The organism is Pseudomonas sp. SDO5271_S396, from assembly GCF_054071795.1.
This window is the reverse complement of sequence record NZ_JBSVWB010000004.1, coordinates 26819-43218: the sequence shown is the minus strand read 5'-3', so window position 1 is coordinate 43218 and position 16400 is coordinate 26819. Positions and strand designations below refer to the sequence as shown.

7 protein-coding genes are annotated in these 16400 nt (G+C 61.6%); 5 read left to right on the top strand and 2 right to left on the bottom strand.

The features are described 5' to 3' along the window. Window positions 1-319: 319 nt before the first annotated feature. Entirely contained in the window at window positions 320-478 is a 159-nt protein-coding gene (locus ACW9IN_RS04670) for a hypothetical protein (protein ID WP_457364780.1), read from the bottom strand. Between the two features lie 203 nt (window positions 479-681). Between ACW9IN_RS04670 and ACW9IN_RS04665 the strand changes: the two genes are divergently transcribed. The 5 genes from ACW9IN_RS04665 (at window position 682) to ACW9IN_RS04645 (ending at window position 14066) form a co-directional block, all read left to right on the top strand. Further along, window positions 682-2670 (top strand): alpha-1,4-glucan--maltose-1-phosphate maltosyltransferase, encoded by a 1989-nt coding sequence (locus ACW9IN_RS04665; RefSeq protein WP_457364779.1) that lies wholly within the window; start codon window positions 682-684, stop codon window positions 2668-2670. A gap of 164 nt (window positions 2671-2834) precedes the next feature. Beyond that, window positions 2835-6182, top strand: coding sequence for a maltose alpha-D-glucosyltransferase (treS, locus tag ACW9IN_RS04660; RefSeq protein ID WP_457364778.1), 3348 nt, complete (start codon window positions 2835-2837; stop codon window positions 6180-6182). Continuing rightward, window positions 6179-8410, top strand: coding sequence for a 1,4-alpha-glucan branching protein GlgB (gene glgB / locus ACW9IN_RS04655; protein ID WP_457364777.1), 2232 nt, complete (start codon window positions 6179-6181; stop codon window positions 8408-8410). The genes treS and glgB overlap by 4 nt, the downstream gene beginning before the upstream one ends. A 225-nt stretch (window positions 8411-8635) precedes the next feature. Continuing rightward, on the top strand, window positions 8636-12796 hold the full coding sequence (locus ACW9IN_RS04650; protein WP_457364776.1) for a hypothetical protein: 4161 nt from the start codon (window positions 8636-8638) through the stop codon (window positions 12794-12796). Between the two features lie 103 nt (window positions 12797-12899). Continuing rightward, on the top strand, window positions 12900-14066 hold the full coding sequence (locus ACW9IN_RS04645; RefSeq protein WP_457364775.1) for a diguanylate cyclase: 1167 nt from the start codon (window positions 12900-12902) through the stop codon (window positions 14064-14066). Window positions 14067-14074: 8 nt separating this feature from the next. On the opposite strand, the gene ACW9IN_RS04640 is transcribed toward ACW9IN_RS04645, so the two are convergent. Then, the gene (locus ACW9IN_RS04640; RefSeq protein ID WP_457364774.1) at window positions 14075-16261 is read right to left on the bottom strand and encodes a GAF domain-containing protein; all 2187 of its coding nucleotides are present in this window, start codon (window positions 16259-16261) and stop codon (window positions 14075-14077) included. Window positions 16262-16400 lie beyond the last annotated feature (139 nt).

Below are 16400 nucleotides of genomic sequence, written 5' to 3'. Positions count from 1 at the left end.
CCATTGCGGTCCTGATCTCAACAGGGCGGCGATGTGTTCCTGCGTCAACACTGACGCAGGAGGCGGTGATGCGGACTGAGGTTGCAGAACGGGATGATTCTGTCGGGAGGCGATGGGCCACATAAGTCTGTCCTCGCGCAGGAGTCAACGCGGTCACCCAGGGGTTGGGCGTCGCGTGCGCGACACGCAGTGTAAAAACACGGGGTTGGCGACAGCCAAGGACAAACCTTTTGATCCTGTGGGAAGTTTTACTTTTAAAACGGTTTGACGCTTGAACCGGTGCGCTCGCCGATGCGCACCGGCCTGATTCCCGGAAGATTCAAACGATCACCGGCGGCATGGTCGTCGGCGGTTCTTCCACCGCTGGCGGTTGGTTTTCTGGTGGCTCCTTCTCGGGCACCGGGTCCGGCTCGGTCGGCGGCAGGGTGGGTTTGTCGATGTTCGGGTCCGGGGTTTCGGCAGGAATCGGGATATTCATCGGTATGGCCTCCTTTGTGCTTTGCTGTATCGGTGGACAACCGGTGCGCGGGTTTGATTCCCCGCTCAATGGCCGCACATCCACCTGAACTTTTGCCCGGCGCCCAGGCTCGGACCTATGACGGCGCGGCTCAGGGAGGGCGTGCCGGTTCAGAATTTGGATCAAGCGGAGAGCGTCCACGGGGCGTAAGGGGAAGATGCTCGATGACGACTGAAACACTGGCTTCAGACAAATCCTTGCTACCGCTGTCCCAGGCATTGCTGTTGCCCAGGATCGCCATCGAAAGCACTTCGCCGGTCATCGACGGCGGCGATTTTGCGGTCAAGGCCGTGGTGGGCCAGCGGATCCACGTCACCAGCAAGGTGTTTGCCGACGGTCATGACAAACTCGTGGTGCTGGTGCGCTGGCGCCCGCTGGGGGAAGAGCGCTGGCACAGCGTGGTCATGACCGATGTGGGCAATAACGGCTGGGAAGGCGCCTTCACCGTGACGCGCCAGGGGCCGCACGAATACTGCATCGAAGCCTGGATCGATACCTACGCCAGCTTCTGCTATGAGCTGCGCAAGAAACACGACGCCGGCGTGCCGGTCAGCCTGGAATTGCAGGAAGGCCGCAGCCTCGTGTTGCAGGCTGCAGAGCGCAGCGATAACGAGCTGCGCGATCGCCTGATGCTGCTGCACCACGAACTCTCCGGTCTGCTGGAAACCGAGCAGGTCGCGCAGTTTCTGCACGAAGACAGTGCACATCTGATGACCCAGGCCGATCATCGTGCCTATCTGAGCATCGGCACGGTCTATCCAATCGATGTCGAGCGCCACGCCGCGCAATTTGCCAGCTGGTACGAACTGTTTCCGCGTTCGATCACCGACGATCCTGCACGCCACGGCACCTTCAACGACGTGCATTCGCGGCTGTCGACGATCCATGACATGGGCTTCGACGTGCTGTATTTCCCGCCGATCCACCCCATCGGTCGCAGCCACCGCAAAGGCCGCAACAATTCCCTGACCGCCGGCCCTGATGACCCGGGCAGCCCGTACGCCATCGGCAGTGCCGACGGCGGCCACGAGGCGATTCACCCGCAGTTGGGCAGTCGCGATGACTTCCGGCGCCTGGTCAAGGCCGCCGCCGAGCATGGCCTGGAAATCGCGCTGGACTTCGCAATCCAGTGTTCCCAGGATCACCCGTGGCTCAAGCAGCACCCTGGCTGGTTCAACTGGCGCCCGGACGGCACGATCAAATACGCGGAAAACCCGCCGAAAAAATACCAGGACATCGTCAACGTCGATTTTTATGCGGCCGATGCGATCCCCAGTCTATGGACCGAACTGCGCGATATCGTGGTGGGCTGGGTGGAAGAGGGCGTGAAGACCTTTCGCGTCGACAATCCCCACACCAAACCCTTGCCCTTCTGGCAATGGTTGATCAGCGATGTGCGCGCCAAGTACCCCGACGTGATCTTCCTCGCCGAAGCCTTCACCACGCCCGCGATGATGGCGCGCCTGGGCAAGGTCGGTTATTCCCAGAGCTACACCTATTTCACCTGGCGCAACACCAAGGCCGAGCTGAGTGAGTACCTGACGCAGTTGAACGCGTCGCCGTGGCGTGAGTGCTATCGCCCGAACTTCTTCGTCAATACGCCGGATATCAACCCCGGCTTCCTGCATGAATCGGGACGCCCGGGTTTTCTGATCCGCGCCGCGCTGGCCACCATGGGCTCCGGCCTGTGGGGCATGTACTCGGGTTATGAGCTGTGCGAAGCCGCTCCGGTGCCGGGCAAGGAGGAATACCTGGACTCGGAGAAGTACGAGATTCGTCCACGGGATTTCAACGCGCCCGGCAACATCATTGCCGAGATCGCCCAGCTCAACCGTATCCGCCGGCAGAACCCGGCCTTGCAGACGCACCTGGGGCTCAAGCTCTACAACGCCTGGAACGACCACATCCTGTATTTCGGCAAACGCAGCGAGGATGGCAGTAATTTCATTCTGGTGGCGGTCAACCTCGATCCCTTCAACGCCCAGGAGGCGCATTTCGAATTGCCGCTGTGGGAAATGGGGCTGCCGGACGATGCGCAGACCCAGGGCGAAGACCTGATGAACGGTCATCGCTGGACTTGGTACGGCAAGACCCAGTGGACGCGGCTGGAGCCGCAGATGCCGTTCGGGATTTGGCGTATTACATATTCCTGAGACTTTCTGAGACGGGCGGCTTACCCCTGTGGGAGCTGGCTTGCCTGCGATAACGATCTATCAGTCAATATTCTCGCTTCTGACAGACCGCTATCGCAGGCAAGCCAGCTCCCACATTGACCGCGTTCCATCAGGCAGATCTCAAAGCATTTCGGGAGTTTCCAATGGCGAAGAAACCCAAGCCAGCCACTTTCATCAAGGACCCGCTCTGGTACAAGGACGCGGTGATCTACCAGGTTCACGTCAAGTCCTATTTCGACGCCAACAACGACGGCATCGGCGATTTTCCCGGTCTGATCGCCAAGCTCGACTACATTGCCGACCTGGGCGTGAACACCATCTGGCTGCTGCCGTTCTATCCTTCGCCACGCCGCGACGACGGCTATGACATCGCCGAATACCGCGGCGTGCACAGCGACTACGGCACCCTGGCCGACGCCAAGCGTTTTATCGCCGAGGCCCACAAACGCGGGCTGCGGGTCATCACGGAACTGGTGATCAACCACACTTCCGACCAGCACCCCTGGTTCCAGCGTGCGCGCAAGGCCAAACCCGGTTCGGCGGCGCGGGACTTCTACGTGTGGTCCGATGACGACCAGAAATACGATGGCACCCGCATCATCTTTCTCGACACCGAAAAGTCCAACTGGACCTGGGACCCGGTGGCCGGCCAATACTTCTGGCACCGCTTCTATTCCCACCAGCCGGACCTCAATTTCGACAACCCGCAGGTCATGAAGGCCGTACTGGGCGTGATGCGTTACTGGCTGGACATGGGCATCGACGGCCTGCGCCTGGACGCCATTCCCTACCTGATCGAGCGCGACGGTACGAACAACGAAAACCTGCCGGAAACCCACGCGGTGCTCAGGCAGATCCGTGCCGAGATCGACGCCCATTACCCGGACCGCATGCTGCTGGCCGAGGCCAACCAGTGGCCGGAGGACACCCAGCTGTATTTCGGCGAGCAGAAGGGCGACGACGGCGACGAGTGCCACATGGCCTTTCACTTCCCGCTGATGCCCCGCATGTACATGGCGCTGGCCCAGGAAGATCGCTTCCCGATCACCGATATTTTGCGCCAGACCCCGGAAATTCCCGCCCATTGCCAATGGGCGATCTTCCTGCGCAACCACGATGAGCTGACCCTGGAAATGGTCACCGACAAAGAGCGCGACTACCTGTGGAACTACTACGCTGCCGACCGTCGCGCGCGCATCAACCTGGGCATTCGCCGACGCCTGGCGCCGTTGATGGAGCGCGACCGGCGCCGGGTCGAGCTGCTCAACAGCCTGTTGCTGTCGATGCCCGGCACGCCGACCTTGTATTACGGCGATGAAATCGGCATGGGCGACAATATCTACCTCGGCGACCGCGATGGCGTGCGCACGCCGATGCAATGGTCCATCGACCGCAATGGCGGATTCTCCCGCGCCGATCCGGCCAGCCTGGTGCTGCCGCCGATCATGGACCCGCTCTACGGCTACCAATCGGTCAACGTCGAAACCCAGGCCCAGGACCCGCACTCGCTGCTGAATTGGACGCGGCGCATGCTGGCGATCCGTAAACAGTCCAAGGCGTTTGGCCGGGGCAGCCTGAAGATGCTTTCGCCGAGCAACCGCCGCATCCTGGCCTATACCCGCGAATACACCGGCGAAGACGGGCGTACGGAAATTATCTTGTGCGTGGCCAACGTGTCGCGCAGTGCCCAGGCTGCCGAACTGGATCTGTCGGCGTTTGCCGGCATGGTGCCGGTGGAAATGCTCGGCGGGAATGCCTTTCCACCCATCGGCCAGCTGAATTTTCTGCTGACCCTGGCGCCGTATGGTTTCTATTGGTTTGTGCTGGCGGCGGAAAATCAGATGCCCAGCTGGCATGTGGAACCGGCGCATGGCATGCCGGACTTCACCACCCTGGTCCTGAAAAAAAGCATGGAAGAGCTGCTGGAAGAACCTTGTCGCGCGACCCTGGAGCGGACCTCATTGCCGGCCTGGCTGGGCAAGCGCCGCTGGTTTGCCGGCAAAGACAGCGCCATCGACGCGGTGCACATCGTCTACGGCGTACGGTTTGGTGACTCGGAGCACCCGGTCCTGCTCAGCGAAATCGAGGTGACCAGCGCCGGGCAGGTCAGCCGCTACCAATTGCCATTCGGTTTCCTGGGCGAAGACCAGTTCACCAGTGCCTTGCCACAACAACTGGCCCTGGCCCGGGTACGCCGCAACCGCCAGGTGGGCCTGGTGACCGACGCGTTCAGCCTCGAGCCGTTTATTCGCGCGGTGATCCATGGTTTGCAGGCGGGCACTCGCTTGCCATCCAGCGACGGTGAGTTGCGTTTCGAAGCGACGCCGCACTTGGCTCCATTGCAGCTCAACGATGAGTCGCCGGTGCGCTACCTCTCTGCCGAACAGTCCAACAGCTCGGTGGTGGTGGGCGAGAGCCTGGTGCTCAAGTTGATCCGCAAAGTGGCAAGCGGCGTGCACCCTGAACTGGAAATGAGCGCGTACCTGACCGCGGCTGGCTATCCCAACATCTCGCCCTTGCTGGGCTCGGTGATCCGCCGCGACGAAACAGGGGACGATAATCTGCTGATGATCGCCCAAGGCTATTTGAGCAACCAGGGGGATGCCTGGGCCTGGACGCAAAACAGCCTGGAGCGAGCGATTCGCGATGAACTGGCCGAAGCCATCTCCGAACAGGAACAGCACTACAACGCCCTCGGCGAGCTGAAGGATTTTGCCGGGTTGTTGGGTCAGCGCCTCGGTGAAATGCACCAGGTGCTGGGCGCCAAGACCGCCAACAAGGATTTCAAGCCCGAAGTCACCACGGTCAAGGACACTCAGGCATGGGCCAGGGACGTGGGTGCGCAGATCGATCGCGCGCTGCAATTGCTCAAACTTCATCAAACTCAGTTGAACCCTGCTGATCAGGCGTTGGTCAGTGACTTGCTGGCGCGGAAAAAAGCCATCGCCGGCCACGTCCAGGCATTGGCGAAAGCTACCCTGGGCGGACTGCGAATTCGCGTACATGGGGATTTGCACCTGGGCCAGGTACTGGTGGTGAAAGGTGATGCCTATTTGATCGACTTCGAGGGCGAGCCGGCACGTGCGCTGCACGAGCGGCGCGGCAGGCACAGCCCGTATAAAGATGTGAGCGGTGTGTTGCGCTCCTTCGATTACGCGGCCGCCATGGCCTTGAACGGGCAGGGGGTGGATCAGTCGCCCGAAGCCGACCAGGCGCGCAAACGCGTGACCGAGCGTTACCTGAAGGAAGCGCGCCAGGCATTTATCCAGGCTTATCAGGCGGCTACGTCTACACTGGCGCATGACTGGCAGGATGCCAAAGGCCAGGACGCCGCGCTGACGTTGTTCAGCCTGGAGAAAGCCGCGTACGAAGTGGCTTATGAAGCGGAAAACCGCCCGGGCTGGCTGCCGGTGCCCCTCCAGGGGTTGCACGGGTTGCTGAGCGGGTTGGCACCTATATCGAAAACTGCACGCGGTGGGGAGACGTCATGAGCTTTACGCACAAAGAACCGCTGCAGCCGAAGTTGACTGCATTGCCGGCGTCCCGGGACGTCGAGGCGCTGGTACGCGCCGAACACCAGGACCCGTTTTCGATTCTCGGGCCCCATGATGATGAGCAGGGCGGCCAGTTTATCCGCGCGTATTTGCCGGAAGCGCTGAGCGTGCAGGTGCTGGCGCGGGAGGGCGGCGAATCGCTGGGCAATCTGGACGCAAGCCAGGTGCCGGGATTGTTCGTCGGGCACCTCGACCACCGCCAGCCCTACCTGCTCAAGATCCAGTGGGCCGGCGGCGAGCAGATCACCGAAGATCCCTACAGTTTCAGCCAGTTGTTGCTGGGTGAAATGGACTTGTACCTGTTTGCCGAAGGCAACCACCGTGACCTCAGCAGTTGCCTGGGCGCCCAGGTGGTGAACATCGACGGCGTGCAGGGTGTGCGCTTTGCCGTGTGGGCACCGAATGCACGGCGGGTGTCGGTGGTGGGTGACTTCAACGTCTGGGACGGCCGCCGGCACCCCATGCGTCTGCGCCATCCTTCCGGCGTATGGGAGATATTTATCCCACGCTTGCAACCGGGCGCGGCCTACAAGTACGAGATTCTGGGCGCCCATGGGATTTTGCCGCTCAAAGCCGACCCGGTGGCGCTCGCTACCCAGTTGCCGCCCGACACCGCGTCGAAGGTCGCGGCGCCGTTACAGGTGGACTGGCAGGACCATGCGTGGATGCAGGCGCGGGTCGAAAAACAGAAGAGTACTGCGCCGCTGTCGATCTACGAACTGCATGTGGGCTCCTGGCAATGCGAGCTGGACGAGGCTGGTGAAGTGTCCCGCCAGTACCACTGGCGCGAGCTGGCCGAACGCCTGATCCCCTATGTGCAGCAGTTGGGCTTCACCCATGTCGAGCTGATGCCCGTCATGGAACACCCCTTTGGCGGCTCCTGGGGTTACCAGGCGCTGTCACAATTTGCGCCCACGGCGCGCTTCGGCTCGCCCGAGGATTTCGCTTACTTCGTCAATGCCCTGCATCAGGCTGATATCGGCGTCATTCTCGATTGGGTACCGGCGCATTTCCCCACCGATACCCACGGTCTGGCGAATTTCGATGGCACGGCGCTGTACGAATACGCCAACCCGCTGGAAGGCTTTCACCAGGATTGGGACACCCTGATCTACAACCTGGGTCGCACCGAAGTGCACGGTTTCATGCTGGCTTCGGCGCTGCACTGGCTCAAACACTTTCACGTCGACGGCCTGCGTGTGGATGCCGTGGCCTCGATGCTCTATCGCGACTATTCGCGCAAGGCCGGCGAGTGGGTGCCCAACCGCCACGGAGGTCGCGAGAACCTGGAAGCCATCGATTTCCTGCGCCATCTCAACGATGTGGTTGCGCTGGAGGCGCCGGGCGCATTGGTGATCGCCGAGGAATCCACTGCCTGGCCGGGGGTCAGCCAACCGACCCAGCAGGGCGGTCTGGGTTTCAACTACAAGTGGAACATGGGCTGGATGCACGATTCGCTGCATTACATCCAGCAGGATCCGGTGTACCGCGCCCATCATCACAATGAGCTGAGCTTCGGTCTGGTGTATGCGTGGTCCGAGCGGTTCATCCTGCCGATCTCCCACGACGAAGTGGTGCACGGCAAACATTCGCTGATCGACAAGATGCCCGGCGACCGCTGGCAGAAGTTCGCCAACCTGCGTGCCTATCTGACATTCATGTGGACGCATCCGGGCAAGAAACTGCTGTTCATGGGCTGCGAGTTCGGCCAGTGGCGCGAGTGGAACCACGACCAACAACTGGACTGGTACCTGCTGCAATACGCCGAGCACAAAGGTGTGCAGAAACTGGTCGGCGACTTGAACCGCCTGTACCGCGAAGAGCCTGCCCTGCATGACCAGGACCACGCGCCCCAGGGCTTCCAGTGGTTGATCGGCGACGATGCGATCAACAGCGTCTACGCCTGGCTGCGCTGGAGCCAGGAGGGCAGGCCGGTGCTGGTGGTGGCCAACTTCACCCCGGTGCCCCGTGAAGCCTATAAGGTCGGCGTGCCGTTCGCCGGGCGTTGGAGCGAGGTGATCAACAGCGACGCGGATACCTACGCCGGATCGAATTTCGGCAATGGCGGGGATGTCTTCACCCAGGACGAACCGCAGCACGGGCAGCCAGTATCGTTGTCGTTGAATTTGCCGCCGCTGGGGGTGTTGATTCTGCGGCCCGAATAGGAGCAATCAACAGGCACTCAACGGGCCGTGCAGCGGTTATATCGCGCTGCACGGCCCGTTGTCGTTTGGCGTCACCGAATGTTGACGCGGCTTGTCACAAATATCTCTGGAACATTTTCCTACGTGGCTTCCACACAGGGACTTCAGCGATGAGGCGCGGTTCTTTCAGTTCAACTCGCCTTTCCGTTGGGTTTAAGAACGCCAACCCAGAGAAGACGAGACACCATGACGCCAGTCCAGTTAAAACCCACCGGCAAGCCCTTGGCCGTTCCCGGCCCCCTGCTTTCTGAAAAAACTGCGGCACGCCCCGCAAAAGACCAGCCTTCGGCGGCCATGGATAACCCGGCCCAACCCGACGCCGTGAGTGCCAAGCTCGCTGATCTTGACCAGGTGTTGAAGGGGTTGCGCGAGCTGAAGACGCGCAAGGACGACCCGAATGCCCAAAAAGTCCATGTGGTGCTTGGCAAGCAATCCCCACTCATACCGTCCAGCGGTGAAACCGCGCCGGGCACCCACCAGTTGGACAACCTGCTCAGGTTCTACGGCATCGTTCCATCGAACCCACGCACACCCGCCGAGGTGCAAGCGGCGATTGATGCGGTGGAAAATACCCGCAGTGAAATATCCCTGGGGCTGGATGACAACACAGCGCAAGTCGATGCGCTGTTGCAGGAGCGCAACGAGGGCGCTATTGCCGAGGTGGTCAGCGCGCAAGAAACCACGCGCAAGAAACCCTTGCTCAGTTACCTGACCGAAGGCATTCCCGCGCATGCGCTCGAAAAAGCCAAAGCCACACCCGCCGTGCTGTTGGCCTTGATACTCAAGTCACCCAATGCCGAGCAATTGCTTCAGACGTTGCTGGAAAAACTGGGCGGTGCCGAGTACCCGTTGAATCAGGTCATTTCCCCAGCCGTCAAGGTCCGGCTGGTGATGAAAGCCATTGCCCTGAGCCTGGACCCATTGCCTGCACGTCAGGACGGGCACGTAGCGGGGTTCGACCTGACCTCGCGTGAGCATTGGGGGCAAAGTTATGCGTCGATTACCGCGAGCTTTCAGCAGCATCTGGTGGATGCGAAGAAGCTGTCTCCTCTCGAAGCGCAGCTGGCTTCTTACATTCTGAAACCCGGTTTTCCGGCAGAGTTCGCTGTCGCGGATATCCCCGAGGCCCTGCCGTATCAGGGAAGCGCTGTCTGGGTGAATTTCAAGCACGGTGTTGCGCTGGCCGAAATGATCGAGCCAGGCTCCGCACGCCGCATGAGCTTTCAGGAGCTGGTCGACTTGCCTGGCAGGCTGAGCGAGCAGGCGACCACGGACGAACAGCGCTCGGTTATCGCCGCGACGCGCATTCCAGCCGTTCTGGAATGGGCAACGGTGCAGGGCGTCATCCCGCAAAAAGACGCGTATTCCCAGGATGAAATCCACAAGGCTGTCTCGGTATTTGACGAGCATGTGAGTGACATCGTAGAGGCCACCACCCAACTGGCTGTGGATGTGCCCCTGCGCAAGCATTATTTCGAGCGGATGGAGAAGGGTACTTCCCGCACTGAAGTGCTGTCGCTGATCAGCCCGTTCTTTGCGCTGTATCGACACCTTAATGGCGAGAAGCTTGCGCCTTCGGATGTGAGCTACGAATACCCGGTTTACGATGAGGACCGCTTCAAGACCGAGTTCGAGCGCTACCTGACCCAGGCCAAGGCAGGCTATGCCAGAGTGGTGTCCAGTCATTTGTCCCAGCTTCCGCTCAAGGACCGGGTGGCGATCGAACAAGGTGAGGTCACGCTGTATGCCCTGAGGGTCAAACCTGACTCTGACAAGGAGACCGAAGATGACAAGAAGGCCGCTGTGACTCGGCCGGGGTTCATCATCAAGGCGGAGCATGAAGGGCAGACCCACTACTACGAAATGAACCCGGTGAAAGGTATCGCCCGGCGCCGAGATGACCTGAAGCCGGTCCTGGAGTCGTACGACCCGGCCGAAAAAAGCTACACAAAAGACTTTATTTCCATTGACCACTCGACCGATGGCGTTCCGTCCGAGTCGATCGTCGTACGCAACAGTCGCGCGGGCAGGGCGGAGTTCAAGCAGGAATGGAATGACTTCAAGGCCGGCAAGGGGCCGCGACCGAAAAGCTTCAGCATCGTGGTGCCGCAGCAACTGGCGCACTTTCCTGCCCCGGCCAACCCATCCAAGACCCCGGTCCCCAAGACCTTGACGTCCAACCGGTCTGAAGAAATCGCCGTGGCTATCAGCCGTGGCCTGTTCTACGTCGATGAAGACCATTTGCAGGAATGGGCGGCGTCGGATCCCGCGCGGGAAAGTGCGGCGCAGAAAAATGACGAAGCGTTCTGGGAGCGCATCAAAGGCGTGGGGCAGTTCTTCATTCCGTTCTGGGGCGGGATCGAGGACTTGGTCAATGGTCGCACCAAAGAGGGCATTCTGAGCCTGGTGGCAGACGGATTATTGACCTTCGCCGGTCCGGCCGGCCGGTTGGCGTCGGGTTCTGTACGCCTGTTGTCCGGCGCAGGGCGGATCTCCCTGCGAGGGCTTCTGCCCAAGTTCGCACCTTTGGTGAAGGAGTTCGGTGTGTCCGTGGGCCGCAACCTGAACCCACTGGACCCTGTATTGCCAGGCATTGGCTTCAAAGGTACAAAATCGCTCAAATTCAACGCCGCGAGCATCGCCAGAATCAAGGCAGGTGCTGCCCAGTTCAAGCAGTCTTTACCGTTCAAACTGCCTGGCAAAGGGCGTTATGAGATCACCTCGGGCCTGCCGCTCACCGCCAGGACACTGCCCGAAGGCGGTGTCGTAAGAGTTCCCGAAGGCATCTCCAGCGATCAAGTGCGCGTGCTGAAAAGGCAAACGCACACTGACGTGGTGGTCGGTGACGACGTTTTTCGGTTTGACCCGCGTAACCCCGACAAAATGATCAAACTGGGTGGCGCGGAGCATACCGGTCCGCTCGATGGCTTCGCGCTGACGTGTGGAGCGCCGGGCAAGCGCTCGAAGCGTGACCTCACCGACCTGTGCTACACCAAACACATTGAGCCTGGTGGTACGCCGGTCTTCCAGGATGCCCAGGCCCTCGAGCATCGCCGATTGATTCCCCTGGCCGGGCAAGGCAACGGGCCGCGTACCGTGGTGCATGAACACCGCTTGTACCGAGTCAACGAAGCCGGCAGCCAGGAACTCTTGCCGATTGCGACGCGCCAGCCCATCACCTACAAGCGCCAAACGAGCGGCGAGCTGGTGAACGAGCCGGATTTTGGCTTTGACGACTTTGGGCAGCCCCGGGCACTCAACCGGGACACGGTGGTGGTGAAACTGGATGCGATCAGCGACTTGAGCCATGACCAGCGCGTTGTGAGGGGCTTCAAGGTCGACCACGGCGGCAGGCAGTACGTGGTAGTGGAGGGCGACACGGGCGTTCACTATTACGCCGAACTCACGGGCTCCGGCCCTCTCGATTTCCATCGGCTGACCCGTAACGACCCGGTCGACCTGGATTTCATCCGCCAGCACGATCAATACAAGGACCTCCACGGCCATGTGGCGCAAGGTACACCCAATAATCAGTTGGTGGTCCTGCCGAGCATCGAAACGCTGATCAACAAAATCCTGGCGGAGAACCCCATGTCACCCGCGGAAATCGACCATTTGATCAAGGTGTTGAGCGGGCTTCCTGTCGAAAAACGCCGTGAGGTTTTGATGAGTGTCTACGCGAGCGGCAGCAACCCGGGGAAAGTGGTGGTCGCGGCAAAACCGATTCGGCTCGAGCCCATCAAGAAGCCTGCGGACTTCGCTCAACTGACGCCTGAACAGCAGAATGGCGTGTATGCGCAAGGCGGCAAGAAGACGGTAGATGATCAATTCGACGCCACGGGCATCCGCTCCGCTAATCAGCAGGTGCCAGGGCTACCGGGTGAGCATCTGCGTAATCAGAGCGCTTCTGAGACGGTAGGGTGGCTGTATACGCGAACGAACGCGCCCAATTACTCCGAAATTGTCCTCAAGACGGGGGCTGGTAACTGCGATCAAATGGCCAAGGTGGCCGTCGATACCATCAACGTCAGTGGCGGTCATGCCCGTATCGCGCAGGTGCCGGGGCATACATTCGCTGTCGTGGGCGGCCCACCCGGACACCCGCGCAGCCGGGGGTTTGCCGGAACGGAATGGGCAGACGCCTGGGTGGTGGATCCCTGGGCGGGCATCGCCTGCCCGGCCAGGGACTACCCGGCCCGGTTTAAGCAACGAATGCAGGAATGGAGTCAATCGGGCCGGCGGATCCTGATCAGTGACGGGAAGACACCCGCGCAGTCGGTCTGGAGTGATCCCATGACGCCAAGCTGGATCGATGCGACGGTCAACGGGGAGGCTCAGGTATTCTGAGAGCGGGCGATCAGCCTGTAGCGGGGTATTTCAGTCGGACAGGGCCCGACAATGCCTCTATCTGGCGTGATTCAGTTGTCCACGCTGCTGGCAGGGTGCCACAATGGCGCCTTTGTCATGGCAGTCGGATCGGGCGGATTTCATGAAGGGCCTTGGGCGTGGGCAAGACCAGGATGGCTTTATCGAAGAGCAGGTGCGGACAGACCGTTTGCACCAACTGTTTCGCCAGTCATTTGCTGCGATTTTCGGCAGCTATCTGGGCGCTGTCATGCTGTGCTGGCTGTGTTGGGACCGTTTTGACCATGAGGTGATTCTGGTCTGGCTGGTGGTGCTGGCGGCGACGTCGCTGTTGCGCATCAAGATGTTCATGGAGTGGTTCCGCTGCCCCAACGCCGAGCGCACACCCGAGCGCTGGGAGCGGCGTTACTGGATCACGCTGATGCTCTCGGCCGGGGTCTGGGGCCTGGGGGCACTGGCGGTGATGCCGACCGACGACCGGCTGTCCCAGGTGCTGGTCATGCTGTTTACCGTGGGCATGTCGGTCAGTGCGGTCTCCTGTTACTCGGCATATCGCTATATGACGCTGGTGTCCATGGGGCTGGTGCTGCTGCCGTGCACCCTGTGGCTGCTGTTCCAGCCGTCGCCGATGCAAGTGGGGGTGGCGATTGCGGTGCTGGTGTTCTCCTCCTTCGTGGTCAGCGCCACGCGCAAGCTCTCCGATGCCCTGGAAAAAGCCTTCCGCCTGACCCGGCAGATGGAGCGCGCGCACAATATCTCCACCCGCGCTGCCCAGACCGATGAACTCACCGGCCTGATGAACCGCCGGGCCTTTTTCGAACATGCCCAGGTGTTGTACGCCCAGTGCCGCCACAACCATCAGCCGTTGTGCGCGCTGATGATGGACATGGACCACTTCAAGGACATCAATGATACCTACGGCCACCAGGCCGGCGATCAGGTGCTGCGCCAGATTGGCGGGGTGATCAGTGCCTCGTTCCGTCAAGCCGATGTGTATGGCCGGCTGGGCGGTGAAGAGTTCGCGGTGCTGCTGCCCAATACGTCGCTGGAAACCGCGCGGGACATCGCCGAGCAATTGATCAAGGCGATCTCGGGCCTGGCCTCCGAACCGGTGCACGGGCTGACCGCCAGCCTGGGCGTTGCTTCAACCCACGCCCATGACCAGGACCTGCACAGCCTGATGAACACCGCCGACAAGGCGTTGTACCGGGCCAAGGCCATGGGGCGTAATCAGGTGGCGGTAGCCGAGTAGGGCGCGGCTCAGTCCTTGTGCATGGCCCTGGCCAGCGCCCGCGCGACCTGGTCGGCGGAGTAGGGCTTGGCCAGGAATTCGAAGCCCTCGTAACCACTGTCGGCCAGTTCTTCGCTGTAGCCCGAGGTGAGCACCACCGGCAGGTCCGGTCGGCGTTGTCGCAGTACTTTGGCCATGGCCACGCCGGTGATGCCCGGCATCACCACATCCGAGAAGATCCCGTCGAAGGCCATGGCCTCCGGTCCGGCCAGCGCCAGCGCCTGTTCGGCATCGGTGGCCCAGGTGGTCTGGTAGCCCAGGTCCTGGAGGATCTGATTGGCGAAGCGGCCGACCTCCAGGTTGTCCTCAACGATCAGAATGTGGCGCAGGGCGGGGTCGGGTATGGCCGTCTGGGGGGGCTGAACGGCGACGCTCGGGGTGTTTGCCGGGGCCACTTCGGGCAAATACAGGGTAAACACGCTGCCTTGGCCCAGGGTGCTGACCACATCGACATTGCCGCCGGACTGCTTGGCAAAGCCGAACACCTGAGACAGCCCCAGCCCGGTGCCCTTGCCGACGGCCTTGGTGGTGAAGAAGGGCTCGAAAATGCGCTCGAAGGTGCCATCGGGAATGCCGCTGCCGGTGTCGGTCAGGGCCACGCTGACAAAGGGCCGGGGCGTGTCGGCATCGCCCCGGATGCGTGGCAGCACCGGCACCTTGGCCACACGCAGGGTCAAGGTACCCTGGCCGTCCATGGCATCCCGGGCGTTGAGCGCCATGTTGATCAGTGCGGTTTCGAACTGGCTGGAGTCGGCATGCACATGGCAGGGATCTTCGGGTAACTCCAGTTGTACGCGAATGTGTGTGCCGGTCAGGCTTTCGAGCATTTCGCCGATGTTGCGTACCCGCTGCCCCACATCGAAGACTTCCGGGTTCAGCGGCTGGCGTCGCGCGAACGCGAGCAATTGGCTGGTGAGTTTGCTGGCGCGCTCCACCGTGTCGGAAACCGCGCCCATATAGCGCTGACGCCGCTCTTCGGACAGGCCCGGTTGGCGCAGGAAGTCCACGGAGGAACGAATGATGGTCAGCAGGTTGTTGAAGTCATGGGCCACACCGCCGGTCAATTGGCCGATGGCCTCCAGCTTCTGCGACTGGTGCAGCGCGGCTTCGGCCTGGGTCAGTGCGGTGGTGCGTTCTTCCACCCGTTGTTCCAGCGTCGCGTTCAATTCGGTAAAGGCCGCCAGGCCCTCGCGCACGGCGGCATCGGCGCGAACCCGCTCGATATGCGCCCAGGAGCGCTCGGTGACTTCCCCCACCAGCGCCAGGTCGTAGGGCGACCAGACCCGCGCCGCCTTGTGATGCACCGCCATCAGCGCCGTCAGGCGGCCATCCTTGATCAGCGGGAAACAGACCGTGGCAAGGGCGCCGAGGGCTTGATAGCTGGCGGCTTCTTCCGGCGCAAACTCGATCCGGTTGTCCTGCACCACCAGCGGCTCGCCGTCGTTCAGGCGTTGCACCGCCCGCGCGCCGAACGAGGCCAGGCTGTAGCGTCCCACGATGCTCGGCGAACCTGGCGCGGCCCAATTGCCGCGAATGGTGAAGCCATCTTCATCGGCATCCATATCGGCATAGGCACAGTTGGACACCTGCAGGTGCTCGGCCAGCAACCGGGTGGTGGTGGTCATGATGGCTTCGGCGTCGGTGGCGTTGGCCACCGCGCTGCCGACGGCGTCGAGCACCGCCAGGCGGCGCGCGAGGAACACGGTGGCGGTGGTTTCGGTGACGGTGTCCAGCATGCCCACGACCTTGCCCTGGGGGTCGCGGATCGGGCTGTAGCAGAAGGTGAAGTACGCCTGCTCGGGACCGGCACCGCGCTCGATCAGCAGCGGAAAGTTCTCGATATAGGTGGCATGCCCTTCGAACGCGGCCTGGGCAATGGGGCTGACGTCGGCCCAGACCTCACGCCACACTTCGCTGAAGGGGCGGCCCAGGGCATAAGGTTTATCGCCCAGGATCGGAATGAACGCGTCGTTGTACAGCATGGTCAGTTGCGGCCCCCAGACGATGGATTGGGGGAAGCTCGAGGCAAAGCACAGGGCCACGGTGGTCTTGAGTACATCGGGCCATTGTTCCAGCGGCCCGAGGGGCGTGTTGGACCAATCATGCTGACGAACCCGTTCGGCCATGTCGCTGCTGCTTTGCAGCCAATTCATCATTGGGAGAACACCTTGTTGGCCACGCTCGTCTCAGTCACCTGGAAGATCAGGCTATCACGCTACTAGACCGGCAGAGCCGGCGCCAGTTCGCAACAGGTGGCAATTTGATGCTCTCGTCATCGACCCCGGCCAGCCTGTC